This is a genomic window from Pseudomonas sp. TZ252, from assembly GCF_056110345.1.
Genome location: NZ_CM148566.1, coordinates 3956289 through 3973416, shown reverse-complemented (window position 1 = coordinate 3973416; position 17128 = coordinate 3956289). Strand labels below are relative to the sequence as shown.

15 protein-coding genes and 1 CRISPR repeat array (1 of these 16 running past the window's edge) are annotated in these 17128 nt (G+C 67.3%); of the genes, 6 read left to right on the top strand and 9 right to left on the bottom strand.

Annotated elements, in window-relative coordinates; all coding sequences use genetic code 11:
* A CRISPR array of direct repeats spans positions 1 to 149; the repeat unit is 28 nt; unit sequence TTTCTTAGCTGCCTGTACGGCAGTGAAC; it reaches 240 nt to the left of the window's first position.
* Positions 150 to 420: 271 nt separating this feature from the next.
* The 4 genes from ACYAF3_RS18385 to ybaK form a co-directional block, all read right to left on the bottom strand.
* The gene (locus ACYAF3_RS18385; RefSeq protein ID WP_003113065.1) at positions 421 to 735 is read right to left on the bottom strand and encodes a hypothetical protein; all 315 of its coding nucleotides are present in this window, start codon (positions 733 to 735) and stop codon (positions 421 to 423) included.
* 377 nt (positions 736 to 1112) lie between these two features.
* Positions 1113 to 1898, bottom strand: coding sequence for a PhzF family phenazine biosynthesis protein (locus ACYAF3_RS18380; protein ID WP_003159513.1), 786 nt, complete (start codon positions 1896 to 1898; stop codon positions 1113 to 1115).
* A 195-nt stretch (positions 1899 to 2093) separates the two neighbouring features.
* A complete protein-coding gene (gene glpK / locus ACYAF3_RS18375) occupies positions 2094 to 3578 on the bottom strand; it encodes a glycerol kinase GlpK (protein WP_003092161.1) in 1485 nt (494 codons plus the stop codon).
* A 63-nt stretch (positions 3579 to 3641) separates the two neighbouring features.
* Entirely contained in the window at positions 3642 to 4112 is a 471-nt protein-coding gene (ybaK, locus tag ACYAF3_RS18370) for a Cys-tRNA(Pro) deacylase (RefSeq protein ID WP_003092163.1), read from the bottom strand.
* Between the two features lie 264 nt (positions 4113 to 4376).
* Between ybaK and glpF the strand changes: the two genes are divergently transcribed.
* From glpF to ACYAF3_RS18345, 5 genes are all read left to right on the top strand, one after another.
* Positions 4377 to 5216 (top strand): glycerol uptake facilitator protein GlpF, encoded by an 840-nt coding sequence (glpF, locus tag ACYAF3_RS18365; RefSeq protein WP_003092166.1) that lies wholly within the window; start codon positions 4377 to 4379, stop codon positions 5214 to 5216.
* 39 nt (positions 5217 to 5255) lie between these two features.
* Complete coding sequence (glpK, locus tag ACYAF3_RS18360) at positions 5256 to 6773, top strand: glycerol kinase GlpK (protein ID WP_003092168.1); 1518 nt, start codon at positions 5256 to 5258, stop codon at positions 6771 to 6773.
* Positions 6774 to 6978: 205 nt separating this feature from the next.
* On the top strand, positions 6979 to 7734 hold the full coding sequence (locus ACYAF3_RS18355; protein ID WP_003092173.1) for a DeoR/GlpR family transcriptional regulator: 756 nt from the start codon (positions 6979 to 6981) through the stop codon (positions 7732 to 7734).
* 278 nt (positions 7735 to 8012) lie between these two features.
* Positions 8013 to 9551: a glycerol-3-phosphate dehydrogenase gene (glpD, locus tag ACYAF3_RS18350; protein ID WP_058177831.1), complete on the top strand. Its 1539-nt coding sequence runs from the start codon at positions 8013 to 8015 to the stop codon at positions 9549 to 9551.
* A 132-nt stretch (positions 9552 to 9683) separates the two neighbouring features.
* A complete protein-coding gene (locus ACYAF3_RS18345; RefSeq protein ID WP_003119370.1) occupies positions 9684 to 10013 on the top strand; it encodes a GlpM family protein in 330 nt (109 codons plus the stop codon).
* Positions 10014 to 10029: 16 nt separating this feature from the next.
* Here ACYAF3_RS18345 and ACYAF3_RS18340 read toward each other — a convergent pair whose 3' ends face one another.
* Positions 10030 to 11016, bottom strand: a complete 987-nt coding sequence (locus ACYAF3_RS18340) for an alpha/beta fold hydrolase (protein ID WP_003098462.1) — start codon at positions 11014 to 11016, stop codon at positions 10030 to 10032.
* Between the two features lie 298 nt (positions 11017 to 11314).
* Between ACYAF3_RS18340 and metR the strand changes: the two genes are divergently transcribed.
* Entirely contained in the window at positions 11315 to 12235 is a 921-nt protein-coding gene (gene metR, locus ACYAF3_RS18335) for a transcriptional regulator MetR (RefSeq protein ID WP_003109716.1), read from the top strand.
* Between the two features lie 5 nt (positions 12236 to 12240).
* Here metR and ACYAF3_RS18330 read toward each other — a convergent pair whose 3' ends face one another.
* The 4 genes from ACYAF3_RS18330 to ACYAF3_RS18315 are packed head-to-tail and all read right to left on the bottom strand — an operon-like array spanning position 12241 to position 17098.
* Positions 12241 to 13491 (bottom strand): OprD family porin, encoded by a 1251-nt coding sequence (locus ACYAF3_RS18330; RefSeq protein WP_003098463.1) that lies wholly within the window; start codon positions 13489 to 13491, stop codon positions 12241 to 12243.
* 52 nt (positions 13492 to 13543) lie between these two features.
* The gene (locus ACYAF3_RS18325; RefSeq protein WP_003109714.1) at positions 13544 to 14749 is read right to left on the bottom strand and encodes a 3-oxoadipyl-CoA thiolase; all 1206 of its coding nucleotides are present in this window, start codon (positions 14747 to 14749) and stop codon (positions 13544 to 13546) included.
* A gap of 22 nt (positions 14750 to 14771) precedes the next feature.
* A complete protein-coding gene (locus tag ACYAF3_RS18320; RefSeq protein WP_024928430.1) occupies positions 14772 to 16304 on the bottom strand; it encodes a 3-hydroxyacyl-CoA dehydrogenase in 1533 nt (510 codons plus the stop codon).
* The gene (locus ACYAF3_RS18315; RefSeq protein ID WP_010793349.1) at positions 16301 to 17098 is read right to left on the bottom strand and encodes an enoyl-CoA hydratase; all 798 of its coding nucleotides are present in this window, start codon (positions 17096 to 17098) and stop codon (positions 16301 to 16303) included. The genes ACYAF3_RS18320 and ACYAF3_RS18315 overlap by 4 nt, the downstream gene beginning before the upstream one ends.
* Between the last annotated feature and the right edge of the window lie 30 nt (positions 17099 to 17128).

Here is a 17128-nt window from a genome sequence, read left to right as displayed (position 1 = left end):
TTTTCTTAGCTGCCTGTACGGCAGTGAACACCGGCTGATGCGCCGCGTAGGCGCCGGCCCATTTCTTAGCTGCCTGTACGGCAGTGAACGTGGGCTGGGAGAAAATGTGGGTAATCGATAATTTCTTAGCTGCCTGTACGGCAGTGAACTAGCCCCGAAAACCTATAACCATTTGAAGGAAAAGGAAATACCGAGTTTTTCCTGCCAGAAACCCTCTTTTTTCGAGGTCTCGTAACTTGCTGATTTATAAGGGCGTAAGAAATCGTCCGAAAAAAGGGTCGGAAGCTTCGGGCAATTGGCGGCCGTTTCGCGAGGACCGGGACGGGCGGTGAGCCTCGCCGTTCGAGCGCGAAAGGTCTTGTGATGGGCGATGCAACAAAGCCCCCGGCCAGGCCGGGGGCGTCGCGCCGGGGAGCGGCGCTACAGGCTCGGGTGGCCCGCCTCGATTTCGGACAAGGCATCGCTGAGCAGCGACAGCAACGCACCGTTGATGTAGGCCAGGGTGCCACCGGGCTCTTCTTTCTCATCGAGCAAACGGGTCATGGCCAGGATGTTGATTGCCGACCTCAAGCGCACTTTCGCGTTGTCGAACAAGTGCGTGGGGAGTGCATGGGTGTCCACGTACAGGGTGGCGCTACGCGGACACATGTCGGCCTGGGAGGTGGGTAGCAGTGGGACGAAGCGGGGGGACGATTCTGTTACCTCGGGGTTGGACGTATCATTCGGCTTAGCCATGGGTCAGCTCCTTAGTAAGCTGGGTTGTGGTTAGCGGGTCGTAGGTGTTCCACCACCTGCGGCCCGCGTCCTTCCGCCCTCAAAAACAGAGGGCAGTGCCGTTCGTCCTGTCCCTGCGGGATGGATTTGCCGGCCCCTCCATCATCCTCCTACTGGGTTTTTATCCAATTCCCGGGCTTCTGAGAGAGCCTGCGGAAATGTCCGGGGGAGCTGTCCGGCGTTTCTAGGGCCTGTAGGGCGAATACCGCCACAGGCGGTATCCGCCGATACCCCGGATAAGCGGCGGATAACCGCGAGCGGTTATTCACCCTACGGATCAGGGCTTCAGTATGTGGAAGTCTGGCATGCACGAGGTCATCCCCCTCCTGAAGCGCCCCTCAGCCCAATCGAATCCTTCCGCTCGCCACCAGCACCGCATGCCCGGCGATACTCACCCGCTCGCCCTCCAACCGGCACCACAGCTCGCCGCCGCGCGCCGAGCACTGCTGGGCGGTCAGCGACAGTTTGTTCAAGCGCTGGGCCCAGTAGGGAATCAGGCTGCAATGCGCGGAGCCGGTGACCGGGTCTTCATCGACGCCCATCGCCGGGGCGAAGAAGCGCGAGACGAAATCCTTCTGCAGGCCCCGCGCGGTGACGATCACTCCACGCCAGGGCAGCCGCGCCAGGGCCGCGAAGTCGGGGCGACAGGCGCGCACCGCCTCTTCGGACTCGAGCAGCACCAGCAGCTTGTCGGTGGAGCCCAGCACGTCCACCGGCGGCAGGCCCAGGGCCTGCTCCAGCTCGACGGTGCTACCGACCTCGCTCGGATACTGCGCGGGGAAATCCAGGACCAGCCGCTCGTCCTCGCGGTTGACCCGCAGCGCACCGGAGCGCGAGATGAATTCCAGGCGCTCGCCCGGCTCGTCGTAGACCTCGAACAGTACGTGGGCCGCAGCCAGTGTGGCGTGGCCGCAGAGCGCCACCTCGACGCTCGGGGTGAACCAGCGGATCCGCCAGGCCTCTCCTTCGCGAACGACGAAGGCGGTCTCGGAGAGGTTGTGCTCGGTCGCGATCATCTGCATCAGCTCGTCCGCCAGCCAGGCATCGAGGCGATAGACCACGGCGGGATTGCCACTGAACGGGCGGGAAGAAAACGCGTCGACCTGGTGGAACTCGAGCTGCATGGCAGACCTCCTGGGAACGATCGCCACAGCATGCCGCCGCAGGCTCCGGGATGGGCGATACAGTGCGATCTTTTCCGATCGTAACAGTGGGACTTCGCCCTGCCTTCGACCCATTGCCCGAGCGGGCGTTTGCGGCGACCTGCCGGCGTTGTGAAGCCGCCGGCAAAAACGCCGCCTTTTTCCGCGAAACGCCGCTCAGGCCTCGCTGCGCACCCGTCGCACCGCGTTCTGCCAGCCGGCGTAGAGTTCGCCGCGGCGCTCCTCGGCCATGTGCGCGGCGAAGCGGCGCTGCAGGTGCCAGTGGCTGGCGATGTCGTCCAGGTCGCGATAGAAGCCGGCCTTCAGCCCGGCCATGTAGGCCACGCCGAGGGCGGTGGTCTCGGTGACTTCCGGGCGCTCCACGGTGACACCAAGGATGTCGGTGAGGAATTGCATCACCCAGTTGTTCACCACCATCCCGCCGTCCACCCGCAGCGCGCTGGGCGGCGTGCCGTCCTGGCGCATCGCTTCGAGCAGGTCGCGGGTCTGGTAGCAGACCGATTGCAGCCCGGCGGTGACGATCTCCTTGATTCCGGTGTCGCGGGTCAGGCCGAAGATCGCGCCGCGCGCCTTCGGGTCCCAGTAGGGCGCGCCGAGGCCGGTGAAGGCCGGCACCAGGTAAACGCCGTTGGAGTCGCCGGCCTGGATCGCCAGGGCTTCGCTCTCGTGGGCGTGGTCGATCAGCTTGATGCCGTCGCGCAGCCATTGCACTGCGGCGCCGGCGACGAAGATGCTGCCCTCCACCGCATAGCTGACCTTGCCGTCCAGGCGGTAGCCGACCGTGGTAAGCAGGCGGTTCTTCGAGGTCACCGGCTGCTCGCCGGTGTTCTGGATCATGAAGCAGCCGGTGCCGTAGGTGCTCTTCACCATGCCCGGCTGGAAGCAGGCCTGGCCGATCAGCGCGGCCTGCTGGTCGCCGGCCATGCCCAGCACCGGGATCGCCGCGCCAAGCAGCGACGGCTCGCTGACGCCGAACTCCGCCGCGCAGTCGAGCACCTCCGGCAGCAGGCTGCGCGGGATCTCGAACAGCGCCAGCAATTCCTCGTCCCAGTCCTGGCTGTGGATGTTGAACAGCAGGGTGCGCGAAGCGTTGGTCGCGTCGGTGCGATGGGAGCGGCCGCCGGTCAGGCGCCAGAGCAGGAAGCAGTCGACGGTGCCGAAGCGCAGCTCGCCGCGTTCGGCGCGCTGGCGGGCGCCGGGCACGTTGTCGAGGATCCAGCGCAGCTTGGTGGCGGAGAAATACGGATCGATCAGCAGCCCGGTACGCGCGCTGACGTTCGCCTCGTGGCCGGCGGCCTTGAGTTCGGCACAGTAGTCGGCGGTACGACGATCCTGCCAGACGATGGCCGGGTGGATCAGGTCGCCGCTGGCGGCGTCCCAGACCAGCGTGGTCTCGCGCTGGTTGGTGATGCCGATGGCGGCGATGTCGGCCGCGCGCAAGCCCTTGCGGGCGAGCGCGTCGCGACAGACCTGGAGGGTGGTCAGCCAGATTTCCTCGCCGTCGTGCTCCACCCAGCCGTCCTTCGGGAAGTACTGCTTGAATTCCTGCTGGCAGCTCGCCACCGGCAAGCCCTGGGCACTGAACACGATGGCGCGGGAGCTGGTGGTGCCCTGGTCGATGGCGAGGAGATAGTGGGACATGGAAAACCTGACAGATTGAAAAGTAAGACGAATGCCGACCGCTAGGCCGGCGGGATTAGCGGCTCATTCGCGGCCGATGGCGGCGAACGAACCCTGGGTCAGCTGGGCCAGCACCTCGGCCGCCAGCTCCACTTCCAGCCCGCGCCGTCCTGCGCTGACATGGATGCTCGGGTACTGCCGCGCGCTTTCATCGATGAAGGTACGCAGGCGCTTCTTCTGCCCCAGCGGGCTGATCCCGCCCACCAGGTAGCCGGTGGCCCGCTGCGCCGCCTGCGGATCGGCCATGTCGGCCTTCTTCGCCCCCGCCGCATGGGCCAGGGCCTTCAGGTCGAGACTGCCGATCACCGGTACCACCGCCACCAGCAGCTCGCCCTTCTCCGTGGCGGCGAGCAGCGTCTTGAACACCCGCTGCGGGTCCAGACCGAGCTTTTCCGCGGCCTCCAGGCCATAGGAAGGTGCCTTGGGGTCGTGGCTGTAGCTGAGCACCTTGTGCTCGGCGCGGGCCTTTTTCAGCAGGTCGATGGCAGGGGTCATGGTCACTCCCGGAGAAGAACGTTGGCTGAAAACCGGCGCCTACCTTAAGCCATCGCCGCCCCTGCTGCACGGGCGCCGATGCCGCGGCCCGCGTGCCTCGGTAGCGATATTCGATTGGCCGCGAAAACGAAACCGGAGGGTCGTTTTTCGGACAAACGTTCATCTTCGCGCTTTGACAGCATTCCTTTGTGAATATATTTTTTCGAAACTGAACAATTTTCACGGCTGCCCGCCATAATTACAAGAACAGACAAGAGAGGCCCCATGACCACCGCCGCCCCGACCCCGTCCCTGTTCGGCCAATGCCTGGCCGAGTTCCTCGGCACTGCCCTCCTCATCTTCTTCGGCACCGGTTGCGTCGCGGCCCTGAAGGTCGCCGGCGCCAGCTTCGGCCTGTGGGAGATCAGCATCATCTGGGGGGTCGGCGTGAGCATGGCGATCTACCTCAGCGCCGGCGTCTCCGGCGCCCACCTGAACCCGGCGGTGAGCATCGCGCTATGGCTGTTCGCCGGCTTCGAGGGGCGCAAGCTGCCGTTCTATATCACCGCCCAGGTGGCCGGTGCGTTCTGCGCCGCAGCGCTGGTCTACACCCTCTACAGCAGCCTGTTCATCGAGTTCGAACAGGCGCAGAACATCGTCCGCGGCAGCCAGGACAGCCTGGCCCTGGCCTCGGTGTTCTCCACCTATCCGCACCCGGCGCTGTCGGTCGGCCAGGCGTTTCTCGTCGAAGTGGTGATCACGGCCATCCTCATGGCGGTGATCATGGCCCTTACCGACGACGGCAACGGCCTGCCGCGCGGTCCGTTGGCGCCGCTGCTGATCGGCCTGCTGATCGCCGTGATCGGTAGCGCCATGGGCCCGCTGACCGGTTTCGCGATGAACCCGGCGCGCGACTTCGGCCCCAAGCTGATGACCTACCTGGCCGGCTGGGGGCCCATCGCCTTCACCGGCGGCCGCGAGATTCCCTATTTCCTGGTGCCGATCTTCGCCCCGATCCTCGGTGCCTGCCTCGGCGCCGGCGGCTATCGTGTACTGATCGCGCGCCATCTGCCGAGCGCCGCGGCGCCCGCCGAAGCCGAGCCGGAGAAGGTTCGCGCTTCCTGACCGCCCGCTCTTTCCTGCCATAGCCACAAGGCCACAGCCATGACCGACAAGCACAACAAGAAATACGTCGTCGCCCTGGACCAGGGCACCACCAGCTCCCGCGCCATCGTCTTCGACCGCGATGCCAACGTGGTCAGCCAGGCCCAGCGCGAGTTCGCCCAGTTCTATCCGCAGGCCGGCTGGGTCGAGCACGACCCGATGGAAATCTGGGCCACGCAGAGTTCGACCCTGGTCGAGGCCCTCGCCCAGGCCAGCATCGAGCACGACCAGGTGGCCGCCATCGGTATCACCAACCAGCGCGAGACCACGGTGGTCTGGGACCGTCACAGCGGTCGGCCGATCCACAACGCCATCGTCTGGCAGTGCCGGCGCAGCGCGGCGATCTGCGCGCAGCTCAAGCGCGACGGGCTGGAAGACTACATCCGCGAAACCACCGGGCTGGTCACCGATCCGTACTTCTCCGGGACCAAGCTGAAGTGGATCCTCGACAACGTCGAAGGCGCCCGCGAACGCGCGCGCAACGGCGACCTGTTGTTCGGCACCATCGACACCTGGCTGATCTGGAAGCTCACCGAAGGCAAGGTCCACGTCACCGACTACACCAATGCCTCGCGGACCATGCTGTTCAACATCCACAGCCTCGACTGGGACGCACGGATGCTCGAGGTGCTCGACATTCCCCGCTCGATGCTGCCCGAGGTGCGCAACTCTTCGGAGGTCTACGGCAACGCCCGGATCGGCGGGGTCGGCGGCGGCGAGCTGCCGATCGCCGGGATCGCCGGCGACCAGCAGGCCGCCCTGTTCGGCCAGATGTGCGTGGAACCGGGCCAGGCGAAGAACACCTACGGCACCGGCTGCTTCCTGCTGATGCACACCGGCGACAAGGCGGTGAAATCCACCCATGGCCTGCTCACCACCATCGCCTGCGGCCCGCGCGGCGAGGTCGGCTACGCCCTGGAGGGCGCGGTGTTCAACGGCGGCTCCACGGTGCAGTGGTTGCGCGACGAACTGAAGGTGATCAACGACTCCTTCGATTCCGAATACTTCGCCACCAAGGTCAAGGACAGCAACGGCGTCTACCTGGTACCGGCCTTCACCGGACTCGGCGCGCCCTATTGGGACCCCTATGCGCGCGGCGCGGTGTTCGGCCTGACCCGTGGAGTCAAGGCCGACCACCTGATCCGCGCTACCCTGGAATCCATCGCCTACCAGACCCGCGACGTGCTCGACGCCATGCAGCGCGATGCCGGCGAACGCCTGCGCGCCCTGCGCGTCGACGGCGGGGCGGTGGCCAACAACTTCCTCATGCAGTTCCAGGCCGACATCCTCGGCACCCGCGTGGAACGTCCGGTGATGCGCGAGACCACCGCCCTCGGCGCCGCCTACCTGGCCGGCCTGGCTTGCGGCTTCTGGAGCAGCCTCGACGAGCTGAAGAGCAAGGCGGTGATCGAGCGGGTGTTCGAGCCGGAGTGCGACGAGCCCCGGCGCGAAAAGCTCTATGCCGGCTGGAAGAAAGCGGTGGAGCGCACTCGCGGCTGGGACGACGGCGAACTGTGACGAGCTGGCGCCATTCGTCCGCCGCAATGCGGCGAATGGCGTGTTCCCGGGCGCCGCTCTGGCATGCCCTGGGTAACGTTTGCGCGCGGCGGCCGGGTGCCGCCGCGGCGCCCTCTACGACTCATGCACGGCTGACAACGGCCCCCCGCGTGCGGCATTCTTGGCGACTTTCCAGGGTCCCGGCCCGGCAGCACGAGAACAACCCATGAACCTGCCCCCCCGACAGCAAAGCATCATCGAGGAGGTCCGCGAGCGCGGTTACCTGAGCATCGAGGAGATGGCGCAGATGTTCGCGGTCACCCCGCAGACCATCCGCCGCGACATCAACCAGCTCGCCGAACAGGGACTGCTGCGCCGCTACCACGGCGGTGCGGCCTACGATTCGAGCATCGAGAACACCGCCTACACCATGCGCGCCGACCAGATGCGTGACGAGAAGCAGCGCATCGCCGAAGCCGTGGCCAGCCTGGTGCCGGACAACGCCTCGCTGTTCATCAACATCGGCACCACCACCGAGGCCATCGCCCGCGCCCTGCTCAACCACCGCAATCTGAAGATCATCACCAACAACCTGCACGTGGCCGCCACCCTCAGCGCCAAGGAAGACTTCGAAGTGCTGGTCGCCGGCGGCACCGTACGCAGCGACGGCGGCATCGTCGGCCAGGCCGCGGTGGATTTCATCCAGCAGTTCCGCGTCGACTTCGCCCTGGTCGGCATCAGCGGCATCGACGAGGATGGCAGCCTGCTCGACTTCGACTACCAGGAAGTGCGCGTATCCCAGGCGATCATCGACAACGCGCGGCAAGTGTTCCTGGCCGCCGACTCGAGCAAGTTCGGGCGCAACGCGGTGGTCCGCCTGGGACCGATCTCGCTGGTCAACCGGGTCATCAGCGACAGCCCGCCGCCCGCCGCCATCGCCCGCCTGATGGCACAGCACAAGGTTCACCTGGACCTGGTCTGAGGCATTTCCCCTGCCACGGCGCCGTTCGGCGCCGTGAATGTTCGTTTCAGAAAAGCCACCTGCCGCCCCCTGCCCATGCGCCACGACCCTCGGCGGCCGCTTTCCCGCATGCGGAAGAGGGGCTGTTCCCGCGCGGACGGGCAAACCGGTAGCGCCCGGGCAACCCTTCGAAATTGAAAAAGCCTGATGCATCGGGCTGGTCAATAACTGCGCAATCGACTAAGCTATTTTCGAATTCGAACAAAACTACGTTCACTTTCGACTTCAGGGCCTTTCACATGAGTCAAGCGCACCCCCCCTCCGCTCCACTCGCCGAAGTCTACGATGTCGCCGTGGTCGGCGGTGGCATCAACGGTGTAGGGATCGCCGCCGACGCAGCCGGGCGCGGCCTGTCCGTGTTCCTTTGCGAACAGCATGACCTGGCCCAGCACACCTCCTCGGCCAGCAGCAAGCTGATCCACGGCGGCCTGCGCTACCTCGAACACTACGAATTCCGCCTGGTCCGCGAAGCCCTGGCCGAGCGCGAGGTCTTGCTGGCCAAGGCGCCGCACATCGTCAAGCCGCTGCGCTTCGTCCTGCCGCACCGTCCGCACCTGCGCCCGGCCTGGATGATCCGTGCCGGCCTGTTCCTCTACGATCACCTCGGCAAGCGCGAGAAGCTGCCCGCCTCGCGCGGCCTGCGCTTCACCGGCAGCAGCCCGCTGAAGGCCGAGATCCGCCGTGGCTTCGAGTACTCCGACTGCGCGGTGGACGATGCGCGCCTGGTGGTGCTCAACGCAATCTCCGCCCGCGAGCACGGCGCCCACGTCCATACCCGCACCCGCTGCGTCAGCGCCCGTCGCAGCAAGGGACTCTGGCACCTGCACCTGGAACGCAGCGACGGCAGCCTGTATTCGATCCGCGCCCGCGCCCTGGTGAACGCCGCCGGCCCCTGGGTGGCGCGCTTCATCCAGGACGACCTGAAACAGAAGTCGCCCTACGGTATCCGCCTGATCCAGGGCAGCCACATCATCGTGCCGAAGCTGTACGAAGGCGAGCACGCCTACATCCTGCAGAACGAAGACCGCCGCATCGTCTTCGCCATCCCCTATCTGGACCGTTTCACCATGATCGGCACCACCGATCGCGAGTACCAGGGCGACCCGGCCAAGGTGGCGATCAGCGAAGAGGAAACCGCCTACCTGCTGCAAGTGGTGAACGCCCATTTCAAGCAGCAACTCGCGGCCGCCGACATCCTGCACAGCTTCGCCGGCGTGCGTCCGCTGTGCGACGACGAGTCCGACGAGCCTTCGGCGATCACCCGCGACTACACCCTGTCGCTCTCCGCCGGCAACGGCGAGCCGCCGCTGCTCTCGGTGTTCGGCGGCAAGCTGACCACCTACCGCAAGCTGGCCGAATCGGCGCTGACGCAGCTCCAGCCGTTCTTCGCCAATCTCGGCCCGGCCTGGACCGCCAAGGCACCGCTGCCGGGCGGCGAGCAGATGCAGAGCGTCGAGGCGCTCACCGAGCAACTGGCCAACCGCTACGCCTGGCTCGACCGCGAACTGGCGCTGCGCTGGGCGCGCACCTACGGCACCCGGGTATGGCGCCTGCTGGACGGGGTCAATGGCGAAGCCGATCTCGGCGAGCACCTGGGCGGCGGCCTGTATGCTCGCGAAGTGGACTACCTGTGCAAGCACGAGTGGGCCCAGGACGCCGAGGACATCCTCTGGCGCCGCAGCAAGCTCGGCCTGTTCCTCTCGCCGAGCCAGCAGGTGCGCCTCGGCCAGTACCTGCAGAGCGAGCATCCGCATCGCCCGCGGGTGCATGCGGCCTGATCGCCAGCCAGAAACGTCGAGGCCCGCTTTTGCGGGCCTCGTTCGTTATGGAAGGGTACGGGACGATCCGGGCATAATGCGCGACGCCACCAAACCGGTGGCGCCGCCGCAGTCGAGAATCCCGTGGACCTGATGTTCAAGGCGCTGATCGGCGCCGCCGTGGTCGTGCTCCTCGCCGTCCTGTCGAAGACCCGCAACTACTACATCGCCGGCCTGGTGCCGCTGTTTCCCACCTTCGCCCTGATTGCCCACTACATCGTCGGCAAGGGCCGTTCGCTGGACGACCTGAAGACCACCATCGTCTTCGGCATGTGGTCGATCATCCCCTACTTCGTCTATCTCGCCGCGCTCTACCTGCTGGTCGAGCGCTTCCGCCTGGAGACCTCGCTGGCCCTGGCGGCGCTGGCCTGGCTGGTGGCGGCAAGCGTGCTGGTGGGCCTCTGGGTACGCCTGCACGCCTGAGACCGCGAGCGCGGCTTCAGAGCTGGACGACGCTGGCCTGCCGATGAGCCTTCAGGTAAGGCACCACCGCCGCCAGCAACGGCTCCTTGAAGGCTTCCTGGAAGCGATGGGCGAGACCGGGGATCAGCTTCAGCTCCGAGCCACGGATATGCGCCGCCACGTGCACGCCGTGCATCACCGGCAGCAGCGGATCGGCGGTGCCATGGATCACCAGGGTCGGCACCTGCAGACGGTTCAGCAGCGGCACCCGGCTGGGTTCGGCGAGGATCGCCAGCAATTGCCGCTGCACGCCTTCCGGGTTGAACGCGCGGTCGTAGGAACGTGCGGCCTGCAACAGGAGCTGCTGGCGATCGTCGCGCACTTCCGGGCTGCCCAGCGCCGCCAGCAGGTCGGCCTGCTGCTCGACCGCCTGCTCGCGGCTGGCCGCCTCGCGCCGCGCCAGCAGGCGCAGCAGCGACTCGCTGGGCGCCGGCAGGCCTTCGGCGCCGGAGCTGGTCATCACCAGGGTCAGGCTGAGCAGGCGCTGCGGCGCCATGTCGGCGATGTGCTGGGCGATCATCCCGCCCATGCTGGCGCCGAGCACATGGGCCTGGGGAATATCCAGCGCGTCGAGCAGATGCAGGGCATCGCCGGCCATGTCGGTGAGGGTATAGGGCGCGCTGACCGGCAGGCCGAGGCGATAACGCACCACTTCGTAGGTCAGCCGCGAACTGGGCACCGGCACGTTCCAGGCCGACAGGCCGACGTCGCGGTTGTCGTAGCGGATCACCCGGAAGCCTTGCTCGCACAGGGCGCTGACCACCTCGTCCGGCCAGTGGATCAGTTGCCCGCCCAGGCCCATCACCAGCAGCAGGGCCGGATCGCTGTCGCGGCCGATGCTCTGGTAGGCCAGGCGCACGTCGCCCAGTTCGACCGTCTCGGTAGGTACGCGTGCGTCGCAACGCGCCGCCGCAAAGGAGGAGAGGCTGCACAACAAGGCGGCCAGGAAGATGAAAGCACGCATGAAGAAAACCCAGAACGCAAAACCCCAATGGAGCGCGATTCTGATTAAATTTCGTCCAGCGCGCTGCCACAGTAGCGTGACAGTTTGATGAATGCCGCCAGGCGGTCGTGGCGTTGTGGCTCTGCGGCGTTGCGCCGCTGCTCCGTGCCGCCGTCCCGTGTGCCGGGCTCTTCTCCCCGTCGCTCCACGATCGCACGCTCTGCGGGATCGAGGCCATCGCTTGTCGACAGCCCCTGGCGTATGAGACAAACTCAACGAATCCGCACCGCTATCAAGTTTTGCTCATACAGAGGCCGCCATGCTCGAACTTCGCCACCTCAAGACCCTGCACGCGCTGCGCGAAGCCGACAGCCTGGTGGAAGCCGCCGAGCGCCTGCACCTTACCCAGTCGGCGCTGTCGCACCAGTTCAAGGAACTGGAAGAGCGCCTGGGCATGCAGTTGTTCGTGCGCAAGACCAAGCCGGTACGCTTCACCAGCGCCGGGCTGCGCCTGCTGCAACTGGCCGACTCGCTGCTGCCCCAGCTGCGCACCGCCGAGCGCGACCTGGCGCGGCTCGCCGGCGGTACCGCCGGACGCCTGCACATGGCCATCGAATGCCACAGTTGCTTCCAGTGGCTGATGCCGACCATCGACCAGTTCCGCGACGCCTGGCCGGAAGTCGAACTGGACCTGGCCTCGGGCTTCTCCTTCGCGCCGCTGCCGGCCCTGGCCCGCGGCGACCTCGACCTGGTGGTGACCGCCGACCCGATCGAGTTGCCCGGCATCACCTACGTGCCACTGTTCACCTACGAAGCGCTGCTGGCGGTGGCCAACCAGCATGCCCTGGCTGGTCGACCGTACGTCGTCCCGGAGGACCTGGAGCGGGAAACCCTGATCACCTATCCGGTGGAACGCGATCGTCTCGACGTCTTCACCCGCTTCCTCGACCCCGCCGACGTGGAGCCGGCGCAGGTGCGCATAGCCGAGCTGACCGTGATGATGATGCAGCTGGTGGCCTCCGGTCGCGGCGTCTGCTGCCTGCCGAACTGGGCCCTGCACGAGTACAGCTCGCGCGGCTACGTGACGGCCCGGCGCCTCGGTGAAAAGGGCCTGTACTGCACGCTCTTCGCCGCCATCCGCACGGACATGTTCGATGCGCCATTCATGCGCGACTTCCTGCTCACCGCCAAGGACACCTCCTTCGCCACCCTCGAAGGGGTCAGCGCCGCCAAGGGCTGAGCGGCTCAGAACAGCGGCAGCTCATAGGTCAGGTACAGGCGGTTCTCGTCGATGTCGCGACTGAAGGCCGAACGGTAGGTAGCGTTGCGCCAGACCAGCCCCAGTCCCTTCAGCGCACCGCCCTGCAACACGTAGCGCAGGTCGCTGTCGCGTTCCCACTCGCGACTGCCGTCGGCGCCCTTCGGTTTCGCGCCGTGGCCGCTGAAATAGCGCGTCATCAGGCTCAGGCCGGGCACCCCGAGCGGCGCGAAGTCGCAGTCGTAGCGCAGTTGCCAGGAGGATTCGCCAGCCTCGGCGAAGTCGTTGTACTGGCCGAAATTGACCAGGTACGGATCGGTCCCCTCCAGGTAGGGGAAACCGTGGTCGCCGCTCATCCGCTGGTAGCCCAGGCCGAAGGCCTGGCCGTTGCGCAGGCGGTAGGTGAGCGACCCGCTGAAGGAACGGTTGTCGATGCGCCCGCCGCGAGCGCCGCCGGTATCCCGGCTGAGCGCCAGGCGCAAGTCGCTCTCCAGGCTGTCCGCAGCGATGCCGATGCGCCCCTTGAGACCGAGGAAATGCTGGGCGTAGACCTGCTCCAGTTCGCCATAGTGGTAGCTGCCGGTCCAGTCCGGGGCGATACGGTAGTCCAGGCCGGCCAGGTCGAAACGGTCCGCCTGCGCCGCGCCGGCGAAACGCCGGTTGCGGTTGAACAGCGCCAGGTCGCTGGTGCCCGCCTCGTTGCGCTGGCTGACCTCGGTCAGCCGTCCCAGGTTCAGGCTCAGTCCGCTCAGTTCACCGGAAGTCAGCAGCGCGCCCTGGAACACCTGGGGGAATAGCCGCCCGTAGTTGGGCTGGATGGTCGGTAGCTTCGGTACCAGGCCGCCGACCTTCAGTTCGCTGCGCGACAGGCGCAGCTTGGCGGTCGCGTCCAGCCGCGCGTAGTCGCCCGCCGCGCTGCCATCGTCGCGAAGCGGAAGCAGGCCGGTGCCGCTACGCCCCGCGCCGGAATCGAGCCGGACGCCGAGCTTGCCCAGCAGGTCGAGACCCACGCCGAGGGTGCCCTCGGTATAGCCCGAGCGGTAGTCGAAGAGAAAGCCCTGGGCCCACTCCTCGCTTTTCGCACGCCCCGCGCCATCGCGGAAGTCGCGGTTCATGTAGAAGTTGCGCAAGGCCAGGCTGGCCCGCGAGTCTTCGAGGAAGCCCTCGGCCAAGGCGGGAACGCTATCGCCGGCAAGGATCGGCAGCAGGAAAAACGCGCATTTCTTGTTGTTGTTCATACGCACTCCGAACGGGCGCCTGGGCGCCTCTTTTTCTAGGGGGAACGGTGTCTCATCGGCAGCGCTCGATCACCATCGCCACGCCCTGGCCGAGCCCGACGCACAGGCTGACCACCGCGTAGCGCCGCTCGATGCGTTGCAGCCCGCGGGCGGCGGTGAGCACCAGGCGCGCACCGGAGGCGCCGAGCGGATGGCCGAGGGCAATGGCGCCGCCATGGGGATTGACCCGCGGGTCCTCGTAGTCCAGGCCGAGCAACTTCAGGCAGGCCAGGACCTGCGGCGCGAAGGCTTCGTTGATCTCGATCAGGCCGACCTCGTCCAGGTCGATGCCGGCGCGTTGCAGCGCGCGGAGGATCGCCTGCTGCGGGCCGATGCCCATCAACCGGGGCTCCACGCCGACGCTGGCGCTGGCGAGGATCCGCGCCAGCGGCCGGATGCCCTCGCGCTCGCCGATCGCGCGATCGCCCAGCAGCACTACCGCCGCCCCGTCGTTGATCCCCGACGCATTACCGGCGGTCACTACCCCACCGGCGAACAACGCCGGCAAGCGTGCCAGGGCCGCCAGGTCGGCCTGCGGTCGCGGATGCTCGTCGCGCTCCACCAGCCGCGTCTCGCCCTTGCGTCCGGCGCGCACCTCCACCGGAAGGATCTCGCCGAGGAAAAAGCCCTCCTCCAGCGCAGCCTGGTAGCGCGCCTGGGAAGAAGCGGCGAAACGGTCGGCGTCTTCGCGGGCGATGCCGAAGGCGCGGGCCACGTTGTCGCCGGTCTCCGGCATGCTGTCGTTGCCATAGCGCTCGACCAGCCTGGGGTTGGCGAAGCGCGCGCCGATGGTGCTGTCGAAGACCTCCAGCGTGCGGCTGAAGGCGCTCTCCGCCTTGGCCATGACGAACGGCGCCCGGGACATGCTTTCGGCGCCGCCGGCCAGGTACAGCCGGCCCTCACCGCAACTGATCGCGCGCGCCGCGTCGATCACCGCCGACAGTCCGCTGGCACACAAGCGGTTGACCGTCTGTCCGGGCAGCCGCGCCGGCAGGCCGGCTGCGAGCAGCGCGTTGCGCGCCAGGTTGCGGCTGTCTTCGCCGGCCTGGTTGGTGCAACCGAGGATCACATCCTCCAGGTCGTCGACGGCGAACCCGGAGGTTTCCGCGAGACGCGCCAGCAGCAGGCCGGCCAGGTCGTCCGGACGCACCGTCGAGAGTGCGCCGGCATGCCGGCCGAAAGGCGTACGCAGGCCGGCGTAGATATAGGCATCGAGCATGGTGTGTTTCTCCGCGAAGGGATCAGGAGGCCAACGGGCTGTCCGGCTGGCGCAGGGAAAGGCCCAGTTGGGCGCGCCGGCGCAGCCAGGGGCTGGGGCGATAGCGCGGGTCGCCGCTGAGCGCATGCAGGCGTTCGAGGATGCGCAGCACGCGCCCGGCACCCATTCGGTCGCCCCACTCCAGCGGCCCCAGCGGATAGCCGAGACCGAGGCGCACCGCCAGGTCGATGTGCTCCACCGAAGCGATACCCTGCTGGGCGATGTCGCAGGCGAGATTGACGATCGAGGCGAGGGTGCGCTGGACGATGAACCCGGCGCTGTCGCGAATCAGCGTGACGCCCACGCCGTCCCGTGCGAACAGGGTGCGAGCCGCCTGCTGCAGCTCCGCTCGGGTCGCCGGGCAGGCCATCAGGCAGCGGTGTCGCTCCAGGTCCGACAGCACGTCGATGGCCAGGCTGCGCGTCGGATCGACGGCGAACCGCCGCGCTGCGGCGCTGACGTCGGCGCCCAGTGGCGCAAGCAGGCACAACGCCGCCCCGGAAGGACGCTCGCCGCTCTCCACCTCGGCGCCCAGACGTTGTAGCAACATCAGCAATGGCGCGCGGTCATGTTCGTCGTCGACGCCCAGCCACACCGGCGGCAACGCCGCGCCTGGCGCAACCGCCGGGGCGGCGGCGGGCACCTGCCCAGCGCCGTCGTAGCGGTAGAAGCCCTGGCCGCTCTTGCGCCCCAGGCGGCCGGCGGCGAGCATCTGGCGCAGCAAGGGATGCGGACGATAACGCGGCTCCTCGTAGTACTGCCGGTAGATCGACTCCATCACCGGCAGGCTGACGTCCAACCCGACCAGGTCGAACAGCTCGAACGGGCCCATGCGGAAGCCGGCGCCCTCGCGCAGGACTTCGTCGATCGCCGCCACCGGCGCCACGCCCTCGCCGAGGATACGCAGCGCCTCGGTGCCGAAGGCCCGTCCGGCATGGTTGACGATGAAGCCGGGGCTGTCCGTGGCACGCACCGACTGGTGGCCGAAGGTCGCCACCAGGGCGCACAGTCGCTCGGCGATGCCGGTGCGGGTGGCGAGACCGTCGATCACCTCCACCAGACGCATCAGCGGCACCGGATTGAAGAAGTGCAGACCGGCGACCCGGCCGGGATCGCGACAGGCCGAGGCGATCGCGGTAACCGACAGCGAGGAGGTATTGCTGGCGAGGATCGCTTCGTCGCCGACCACCTCTTCCAATTGGCGGAACAACGCCTGCTTGGCCTCCAGGTTCTCAACGATCGCCTCGATCACCAACTGGCAGCCGCGTAGGACCCGCATGTCCTCGACCACCCGCAGATTGCCCATCGCGCGCTCGACAGCCTCCGCCTCCAGCCGGCCCCGCTCCACCTGCCGGGCAAGGACCGTGGCGATCTGCTCGCGTGCTTGCAGCGCCGCACCCTGGCGGCTGTCGTAGAGCAGCACCAACAGGCCGGCACAGGCAGCGAGCTGGGCGATGCCCTGGCCCATGGCACCGGTACCGACGATACCGATGAGAACGATCGGTGGTTCGCTCATTTTCCCAGGTACTCCGCTGTGCGTTTTTCCAGGAAGGCACGCATGCCCTCCTTCTGGTCGTGGCTGTCGAACAGCAACTGGAAGGCCTTGCGCTCCAGCGCCAGGGCCTGGTCCAGCGGCAGGTCGGCGCCGGCCAGGACCACTTCCTTGATCTGCGCCAGCGCCAGCGGCGGCAGGCCGGCGATCTGGCGAGCCAGTTCGAGGGCGCGATCCAATGCCTGGCCATCCGCCGCCACCTCGCTGACCAACCCTATGGCCAGGGCCTCCGGCGCCCGTACCGTGCAACCGGTAAACAGCATGCGCAGCGCCTGGAACTTGCCCACCGCTCGCACCAGGCGCTGGGTGCCGCCGGCGCCGGGCATCACGCCGACACGAACTTCCGGCTGGGCGAAGCGCGCCGAGGCACCGGCGACGATCAGGTCGCAGTGCATCGCCAACTCGCAGCCTCCACCCAGGGCATGGCCCTCCACGGCGGCGATCAGCGGTTTGCGGCAGGCGGCGAGGGCCTGCCAGTGGCGCTCCACCCCGCGCTGCTGGATCTCCAGCACGGACGCCTCCGCCAGTTCGTTGAGATCGGCGCCGGCGGCGAACGCCGCGCCATTTCCGGTGAGGACGATGACCCGGGTATCGGCGCACTCGTCGAGGCGCCGTACGTGCTCCGCCAGAGCCTCGCGCAGGCGCATGTTCAGGGCGTTGAGCACTGCCGGGCGGTTCAGTCGCAACAGGGCCACGCCCTGCTCCGGCCGCTCCAGCAGCACGAGTTCGGGGCGCACCGCCCCAGGGGAGGAATCCATGGCCATCTCCAATTGCCCGGGGATTGAGTT

Coding starts and splice junctions, on each gene's coding strand:
- ACYAF3_RS18345 (WP_003119370.1), top strand. CDS start 9,684: ATGTTCAAGGCGCTGATCGGCGCCGCCGTGGTCGTGCTCCTCGCCGTC.
- ACYAF3_RS18315 (WP_010793349.1), bottom strand. CDS start 17,098: ATGGATTCCTCCCCTGGGGCGGTGCGCCCCGAACTCGTGCTGCTGGAG.
- glpF (WP_003092166.1), top strand. CDS start 4,377: ATGACCACCGCCGCCCCGACCCCGTCCCTGTTCGGCCAATGCCTGGCC.
- ACYAF3_RS18325 (WP_003109714.1), bottom strand. CDS start 14,749: ATGCTCGATGCCTATATCTACGCCGGCCTGCGTACGCCTTTCGGCCGG.
- glpK (WP_003092161.1), bottom strand. CDS start 3,578: ATGTCCCACTATCTCCTCGCCATCGACCAGGGCACCACCAGCTCCCGC.
- glpK (WP_003092168.1), top strand. CDS start 5,256: ATGACCGACAAGCACAACAAGAAATACGTCGTCGCCCTGGACCAGGGC.
- metR (WP_003109716.1), top strand. CDS start 11,315: ATGCTCGAACTTCGCCACCTCAAGACCCTGCACGCGCTGCGCGAAGCC.
- ACYAF3_RS18320 (WP_024928430.1), bottom strand. CDS start 16,304: ATGAGCGAACCACCGATCGTTCTCATCGGTATCGTCGGTACCGGTGCC.
- ACYAF3_RS18380 (WP_003159513.1), bottom strand. CDS start 1,898: ATGCAGCTCGAGTTCCACCAGGTCGACGCGTTTTCTTCCCGCCCGTTC.
- ACYAF3_RS18340 (WP_003098462.1), bottom strand. CDS start 11,016: ATGCGTGCTTTCATCTTCCTGGCCGCCTTGTTGTGCAGCCTCTCCTCC.
- ybaK (WP_003092163.1), bottom strand. CDS start 4,112: ATGACCCCTGCCATCGACCTGCTGAAAAAGGCCCGCGCCGAGCACAAG.
- ACYAF3_RS18385 (WP_003113065.1), bottom strand. CDS start 735: ATGGCTAAGCCGAATGATACGTCCAACCCCGAGGTAACAGAATCGTCC.
- glpD (WP_058177831.1), top strand. CDS start 8,013: ATGAGTCAAGCGCACCCCCCCTCCGCTCCACTCGCCGAAGTCTACGAT.
- ACYAF3_RS18355 (WP_003092173.1), top strand. CDS start 6,979: ATGAACCTGCCCCCCCGACAGCAAAGCATCATCGAGGAGGTCCGCGAG.
- ACYAF3_RS18330 (WP_003098463.1), bottom strand. CDS start 13,491: ATGAACAACAACAAGAAATGCGCGTTTTTCCTGCTGCCGATCCTTGCC.